The organism is Corallococcus sp. AB030 (genome assembly GCF_003668965.1).
Classification (GTDB): domain Bacteria; phylum Myxococcota; class Myxococcia; order Myxococcales; family Myxococcaceae; genus Corallococcus; species Corallococcus exiguus.
Map to the genome: position 1 here is coordinate 1 of NZ_RAWQ01000318.1, position 7,521 is coordinate 7,521.

The window sequence follows — 7,521 nt, forward strand, 5'->3', positions numbered from 1 at the left end:
GGAATAGAGGTCCCACCCCCCCATCCCGAGTGACTTGGTCGCGGTGACGGCTTGCTCTTGGGTCAGGTTCCCCTGGCTCAGGCCGTTCAGGAGCTGCCGTCCGCCAGCCCAGGCGGTCAGGAGGCCCGCGCCGGCCTGGAGGGCGCCAGAGGCTCCACCCGTAAGGCGCTGCTCGGGGTTCAGGCTGATGGAAAGAGCCTGCTTGGTGAACTCCGGCCGCTTGGACCAGCTGGCCCGGTCCTTGATCGCGGACGGGTCGCCAATGCCAAGCTTCTTGTGGCTGTCGGTGGTGATTTCCTTCTTCAGGAGGAAGAGACCGTACGCGCTGGTGCTCTCCGCGGTTTTGATGGCCGCGGGGTCAGGCCGCCCATACCCGGCCTCAGGGGCGTTCGGCTTGCCGTCCCAGAGTGCCGCCGTCTTGCTGAAGTCGCTCACCTGCTGCGACAGCCCATCCATGCTGAGAGCGCCGAGCGCGCCCTGCTCCCTGGGGAACTTCTGGAGGTCGTCGGCGGTCTTGACCTGCTTGCCATTGACGGTGAGCCGGGTGCCCTCGCCCTCCGCGATTGAAGCCCGGGCGCTCCCCTCCGGACCGGTCACGGAGAACGAGGCGCGCGTGAGCTGAGGGCCCTTGTCCGTGAGGACAGACGTCTGCTCGTGCTGGGTGGTGAGCGAAGGGCCGCCCCGGGGCGTCTCGCTGCGCGTGGCACGCTCGGTGACCTCCCGCTCACCCCTCTTGTTGCGTGTTTCGGTGCGTGCGTAGTCCTGCACCGTCCGCGCGCCGTTCGCGTCCGTCTGGTCCGAGTGGAAGGACGTGACCTGGCCCTTCGCATTGTAGGTCCGGGACGTGGTGCCCTGGATGTCCACCAGGCCGCCCTTGCCATCCGGGTTCGGGACCTTGCCCTCGGAGGTCTCGGTGACGGTGTCGCCCTGCACCTTCTTGCGGGTGGTGACCGTCAGGTCAGGCTGCCCCTCGACGAACACCTGGGTGTTCAGCTCGTTGGGCTTGCTCTTCTCCAGCGTCCACGTCTTCGGCGAGCTGTCCGCGTCCTTCGACTCCTCGCGGACCTTCCTCAGGTCGTCCGTCGTCGGAGCCCGCTTCCCCTCCGCGGGCGACTCCAGCACCTTGCTCTGCGTCTCGGTGACCCGCAGCGGAGTGCCTTCCTGGAAGTACGACGTGCCCTGGGTGACGGTGGCCTGGGCCGGCTTCCCGTCCGGGTCCTTCGCGCCGGCGGGCGGCAGCTGGGTCGTGGTCGTCGCCACCTTGTTGATGGGATTGCCGGGGTCATCGAACTGCTCGCCGAAGTCCCGTTTGATGCCTCCCGTGCCCTGCTGGCTGCTGTATCGCTTCTCCGTCTGGGTGTACCCGCCTTCCGGAGTCCGCGTAATGGACGTCTGTGCCAGCTCGCCACGCGTCCTCTCCACCTTGACGGACGAGTACCTCACGTCCGGGTCCTGCACCCAGGACAGGGTGTCCGGAGATGGCGGTGTCGCGGGCGCGCCGGACGCACTCTCCTTCCAGCTCGCCTGGGTGACGGTGGTGGAGGTGTCGGTGCCCACGCCCGTGCTCTCCACGATGCTGCGCTCGGCGCGCCCCTGGTCGTACCGGGTGCTGTCCAGGGCGACCTTGCCCCCCTCGACACGGGCCTCGGTGCGCTCGACGACCTTCCCCTCCTTGTCCTTCTGGACCAGGACGGCGCGGTTCTTCGTCGAGCCTGGCTCCACGGATATGCCCGGGGGCAGGTCCTTGGGGTCCTTGCCCGCCAGGTCGAGGAGCTCCCGGGCCCGTTCACGGGCCCGGGTGTCGGTCTGCTCCTGCGCGGCATCCACCGCCTCCTTCTCCTCTAGCCCCGTGTGGAGGGCCACCTCCTCGCGCAGCGCCGCTTCCTGGCGGGTCTCGGGGGCGCTGGCCTTGAACTCGGGGCTGATGTCGGAGATGGCGTCCGCGGCCTCTTGACGGCCCGCCGCGCGGTGCTGACGGCTCGCCTCCGCGCCGAGCTCCACCACCTTGGGATCCTTCGCGTTGGCCTTCAGCGCCTGACCGAGCGTGCCATGGCTTCGCTCATTCTGGAGGAGCTGTCGGACCAGTTCCTTGCGCGCCTCCGGCCCCGCCAGCGACGCGCTCTGGGCGAGGGCCTTCACGGTGGCGTTCGTGTCCTCGGGGCGCACGTACGAGTCCGCCAGGGACGCCGCCATCTTCTCTGTCTGCGGCGCGCTCTCCTTCACGAGCGACTGGCGGTAGACGGGGTCGTGTCCCTGCTCGAGCTGACGCTGGAGTTCCTCGGCGCCCTCGCGGGGACTGCGCTGGGTGGCTTCGGCGACGCGCTTCACATCCTCCTTCGCGGCCTCCTGTGGCGTGACCGCCGCGCGGGTCCCGAACAGCCGCTCCTGCGCCTTTGGGTCCAGGCTCCCCGCATCGAAGACGTCCCGGACCTTGTTCGCATCCGGGTAGGGCTGCGTGAGTCCCGCTTCCTTCGCCTTCGTATTGGCCTTCCGCTCCGCGTCCAGCGCGGCGTTGGCCGTGTCGTGGGCCGCGCGCCAGGACGTGTCCGCGGTCTCCCTGGCCTCCCGCGCCGTGCGAGCGGTCTTGTCGGCGCGAGTGGAGGCCTTGTCGAACTTCGCCTGCGACTCCTCGACCCTCCGGTCGGTGGCATTCTGGCGCTCGGCGTCTCCCGGGCGGGAGCCCCGGTCCAGTTGCTGCGTCTGCTGCGAATCCCGTTTGCCAAGGGCCCGGTCCAAGTCCTCCCGGGCCTCGCGCTTCTGCGCCTGCGCGACCTTGTCCGCGTCCGCGGCCTTCTTGGCCGTCGTCGCGTCCTGATGCGCCTTCTGCTGCCCCACCGCCGCGTCTTCGCGCCGCCGCTGGGCCACCTTCTGGAAGTCCTTGGCGGCCTTCACCTTCGGCTCGACCTGGGGCGCCTCCGATTTGGGGGGCGGCGGCGGAACGACGACCGGCTTCTTCTCATCGACGCGAGCCATGGGGAACTCCGGTGGGCGGGCATACGCATGCCCGGAGGTACACGTGGGTCCAGTGGGGTGGACGGAAACGCCAGGTCAGCGGGAGGCGGCTCGGGTCATCCCCGAGCTCTCAGGGGCAAAGAGGGAATGGCCCGGCCCGCATCCCAAGAAATCCTTCGAGTGCCGCGTGGCTCCACTCCAACATCCGGCAAGTTGGAAGGAGTGGAGTCCTCACAGCGCACAGGCGCTCGCCCGGCTCACACATCCCAGTGACGTCTCAGCCCAGCGACTTCATGAGCCGCTCCAGGAGCGGGTCCACGAGTTCCTGCCCGCGCAGCTGCGAACGCCAGCGGTGCGGAATCCCGTTCAGGCCGTGGATGAGACCCGCGATGCCGCCCGCCACGCAGGCGGTCGTGTCCGTGTCGTGGCCCAGCCGGATGGCGGATTTGACGACCTCTTCGTAGGTCTTCCCGTTCGCCACGCAAGCGCGGGCGGAGCGCAGGCAGTCCACGACGTAGCCGCCGCCCGTCCCCGGTGCCGGGTCGTCCGGGCGGATGTGGGCTTCCAACTCCTCCCGTTGCGGGAAGCCTTCCACGTACAGGTCCCGGAAGGTGGCCACGGCTTCGGCCCAGGGGTCCGCCGCGCCCTCCAGGATGCGGCGGGCCCAGAGGCAATACAGCGCGCAGCACACCTGGGCGCGCACATGGCCATGTGTCACGCGAGACTGGGCCATGGCATCCGAGACGAGCGCGGCGTCCTTGCCCTTGTGCCACAGGGCCAATGGCAACACACGCATCAGTGAGCCATTGCCGTTGTCCATCGTGCCACTGGGACCCGCGAGCATCGCCGGAGTGCCGTCGCGCAACCGGCGCAGGGCGGTGCTGGTCTGGATGCCCACGTCGAACACGTCGCCATCCACGGCGAGGTAACCCCAATCCTGCCAGTTCACCAGCCGCCGGCCCAGGTCCTCGCAGTCGAGCCGCTTCTGATACGTCAGTGAGTCCAGCAGGCACAGCGCGTGGGCACCGTCATCCGACCAGGTGCCCGGAGGGACGCGGTCATGCGCGCGGTCGAACCCCGGAGGTGGGTCGTACTCGATGGCCTCGGGAGACGGAATCGTCTCCGGCCGGTGGAACTCATAGGGGACGCCCAACGCATCACCGATGAGCAACCCATACAGTCCTCCCCCAATGCGCTCCTCGCGGTTCATCATTCCCCCATCTCCCAGGTCCGTGGGCCGAGCTTAGTGTATCGAAAACACCATCCTTGTAAAGGCTGAAGGCTCGCGCGCCGTCCACGGTTCATGCGAAGCTCTCGCGCCCTTCTTTCTCGGGCCTGGCTTCCCCATCCTCACGAGAGGCGCTCCGGATGCGTCGGCTCCCCCTGCTGCTTGTCCTTGGCTTGTCTGTCCTGACCGCCTGCTCCACCGTGGAGCCCGAGGCGCCGGATGAGCCCGAGATGTTTGGCGAAACCTCGCGGGCGCAGTCCTCGCTGGTGCAACAGGATTACCACTTCGAGTTGAGGTGGGACGGCGCGGCGAAGTGCCCCACGTGCCAGTACCCGTCCTACGCCTGCTCGGACAACACCGGAAACTGGAACGGAGGGGCCCGGAGCTTCACGGATCCCGTCAAGACCGGTTGGATCGTGATTTCCGCCGACGTGGAACTCTTCGGCCGTGGCTACGACGGCGGACTCACGACCGTCCTGCTGAACAGCCAGGAACTGGGGGCCTTCAGCATGCCCCCGAATCCCTACCGGGTGTGCGGTGGCTGCTATACGCCGGAAGTCGGCTTCAAGGCGCCCGACTCCACGGGGATGCCCGGCTATCGCTACGGCAACACCAATACCCTCACGCTGCGTTCGGAGCGGACCAACTGCTTCGCCGCCGCCCGGATCCGCCTGAGGACAGGGCGGCCCCTGCTCAAGGTCAATCCATCGAGTCTGTCCTTCGGCTCGATCGCGGTGGGCACGTCCGCCTCCCAGAAGGTGAGGCTGAGCAACGAGGGCGCCGTCCCGCTGATCATCGACGCCATGTCGCTTCCCCTCCCCTTCAAGCTGACACCGGTGTCCCTGCCCTTCACACTCAAGGAAGGCGCGTTCCTGGACGTGACCGTCACATACGCGCCCACGGCCGACCGCGTGGACTCCGGAATCCTGAGCCTGCTGAGCAGCGACCCCGACAAGGGCTCCCTGCCGATCAAGCTCGAGGGGACGGGCGGCGCCCCGAAGCTCGAGCTCGCGCCGGCCGCGCTCGACTTCGGCGCCGTGCGCGTGGGCACGAGCAGCAGCCTGCTCCTCCAGGTGAAGAACGTGGGGAGCCTACCGCTCACGATTCCCGCCGTGCTGACACAGGCTCCCTTCACCGTGAGCGGCCTGCCTCCGGGGGGCAGCGTGGTGCAGCCAGGGACGGTCCTCCCGCTCACGGTGACCTTCACGGCGACGGCGGGAGTGTCGTCCCTGCCGATGTACATCCAGGCCCAGGGGTCCGCCACGCCGCTCGCGGAGGTCTCTCTGCATGGCACGGGCATCGAACCCGCCATCGTCGTGGCGGCGACCTCGCTGGACTTCGGTGTGCACACCGCGGGGGTCGACCCTGTTCGCAAGACGCTGGCGGTCAGCAACAGCGGCCTGGACGACCTCATCCTCACCGCCTTCGACGTCGAGGCGCCGTTCACGGTGGAGTCCGGCCTTCCGCTGACGATCCAGGCCCGGGAGCAGGCGAGCCTGACGGTGACCTACGCCCCGGGGGCGGGCCGCGCCGCGAAGGACCTCATCCTGCGGAGCAATGATCCGCGCACCCCCGCCGTGAAGGTGGCGCTCACCGGCACGGGCGTGGAGGTCCCCGCGCTCAAGGTCACCGCGTCCGATGGCGGCACGGCGCTGGAGTTCGGCTCGCGCGAGGTCAGCTCCGTGAGCGCGCCCCAGACGTTGACGCTCAAGAACGAGGGGGCCGGGACGCTCGTGGTGGAGCCCATCCAGCCGCCCACGGGCTTCGCCGTGACCCCCGCGGGCCGGTTCAGCCTGGCCCCCGGTGCCACGACCCAGGTCCAGGTGACCTTCGAGCCTCCGCATATCGCCCAGTTCGCGCAGGAGCTGATGCTGAGCGCGGACGGCCCGGGTGGCTCCTCCCAGACCGTGCTGCTCAGCGGACAAGGCGTCGAAGGAAAGCTGACCGCCACTCCCTCGGCGCTGTCCTTCGCGCGGACGGAAGTGGGGAACAACAGCAAGGCGGTGCAGGTGACGATCGTCAATTCGGGGACGGACACGCTCACCCTCAGCACCATCGCGGTGGCGGGGCCGTTCTCGGTGGTGCTTCCGGAGCTGCCGAAGGAGCTCACGCCGCGCGACGCCTTCACCATGGAGGTCACCTTCATCCCGGTCGAGGACGGCGCCGCGACCGGCGTGCTCCGTGTGTTCTCGAACGCGCCGTCGTCTCCCACGGTGGTGAAGCTGGACGGAGAGGGGCTCCAGGCCGTCGGCCGGATGGCGAGCGACGTGATGGAGTTCGGCGGCCAGCGGTTGGGGGGCCTGAGCCCGCCCCGGGAGCTCACGCTGTTCAACATGGGGAGCGAGTCGCTGAACGTGACGGCGGTGAACGTGAGCGGCCCGTTCCAGGTTTCAGGGCTCAACGTGGGCACCAGCGTGCCGCCGCTCGGAAACCGCACGTTCCAGGTCAGCTACAAGCCCACCGAGACCACCGCGGAGAACGGCGTGCTGGAGGTCCAGAGCAACGCGCCGCGCGCCGCCCAGGTGACGCTGCGGGGCACGGGGACCACTGCCTCGATGGAAACCTCCGTGACGGCGCTGACCTTCGGTTCCCAGTTCCTCGGGGAGGCCTCGCAGCGCGTCGTGGAGTTGCGCAACACCGGCACGAGCCCTGTCACCATCACGGGACTGGATCCGGTGGACGGGTTCTCCCTGTCGGGGCTCCCGTTGCCCCATGTCGTGGGGCCCGGCACCAGCCATCCCTTCTACGTCGTCTTCGAGCCGCCGCGGCCGGGCGATTACGCAGGGTCGCTTGCGGTGCGGCACGATGCGTCCTCCACGCCGCTGACGATCACGGTGCAGGGGTCCGGCGTGGCGCAGGGGCTGACGGTGACGCCCGGAGCCATCGTGTTCGGCAACCAGCGGGTGGACGCCACCAGCCAGCCCCTTTCGTTGGAGCTCGTCAACACGGGCAACGTGCCCGTCACCGTGGAGGTGAAGTCCTCCGATGCCGCGTTCCGCGTGGACACGAGCGCGGTGAGCGGTGCCATCGCGGCCGGTGGCCGAGCCTCCATCCCGGTGACGTTCCATCCGACGCGCACGGGCACGGTGCGCGGCGAGGTCCGCGTAGTGCCGAGCGGTGGCGGACTGGGCCCCACGGTCGTTCCCGTGGAGGGGATTGGCGAGGCCGTCACCGTGGAGGGCAGCGGCTGCGCGGTGGGCGGGAGCGGCGGGGTCTGGGTGCTGGCGGCGTGGATGCTGGCCAGGCGAAGGGCCCGTCGCGGTCAGCAGGCCCGCTAGGCCCCCGGGCCCGGTACTGCCAAAACCTGTCCGACTGTCGGACAGGGTTCCGCGGGCCACGGC

The 7,521-nt window shown here is 69.2% G+C and carries 3 protein-coding genes; 1 reads left to right on the plus strand and 2 read right to left on the minus strand.

Annotated features, from left to right (window positions below):
* Nucleotides 1-2,973, minus strand: a 2,973-nt coding sequence (locus D7Y15_RS41005; protein WP_121755980.1) for a hypothetical protein, incomplete at its 3' end; no start/stop codon positions are given.
* 256 nt (nucleotides 2,974-3,229) lie between these two features.
* Nucleotides 3,230-4,165 carry an ADP-ribosylglycohydrolase family protein gene (locus D7Y15_RS41010; RefSeq protein ID WP_121755981.1) on the minus strand — a complete coding sequence of 312 codons (936 nt, stop codon included), beginning with the start codon at nucleotides 4,163-4,165 and terminating at the stop codon, nucleotides 3,230-3,232.
* A 245-nt stretch (nucleotides 4,166-4,410) separates the two neighbouring features.
* Here D7Y15_RS41010 and D7Y15_RS41015 point away from each other — a divergent pair, with 245 nt between their 5' ends.
* A complete protein-coding gene (locus D7Y15_RS41015; RefSeq protein WP_158629205.1) occupies nucleotides 4,411-7,458 on the plus strand; it encodes a choice-of-anchor D domain-containing protein in 3,048 nt (1,015 codons plus the stop codon).
* Nucleotides 7,459-7,521: the final 63 nt, after the last annotated feature.

Coding starts and splice junctions, on each gene's coding strand:
- D7Y15_RS41010 (WP_121755981.1), bottom strand. CDS start 4,165: ATGATGAACCGCGAGGAGCGCATTGGGGGAGGACTGTATGGGTTGCTC.
- D7Y15_RS41015 (WP_158629205.1), top strand. CDS start 4,411: ATGTTTGGCGAAACCTCGCGGGCGCAGTCCTCGCTGGTGCAACAGGAT.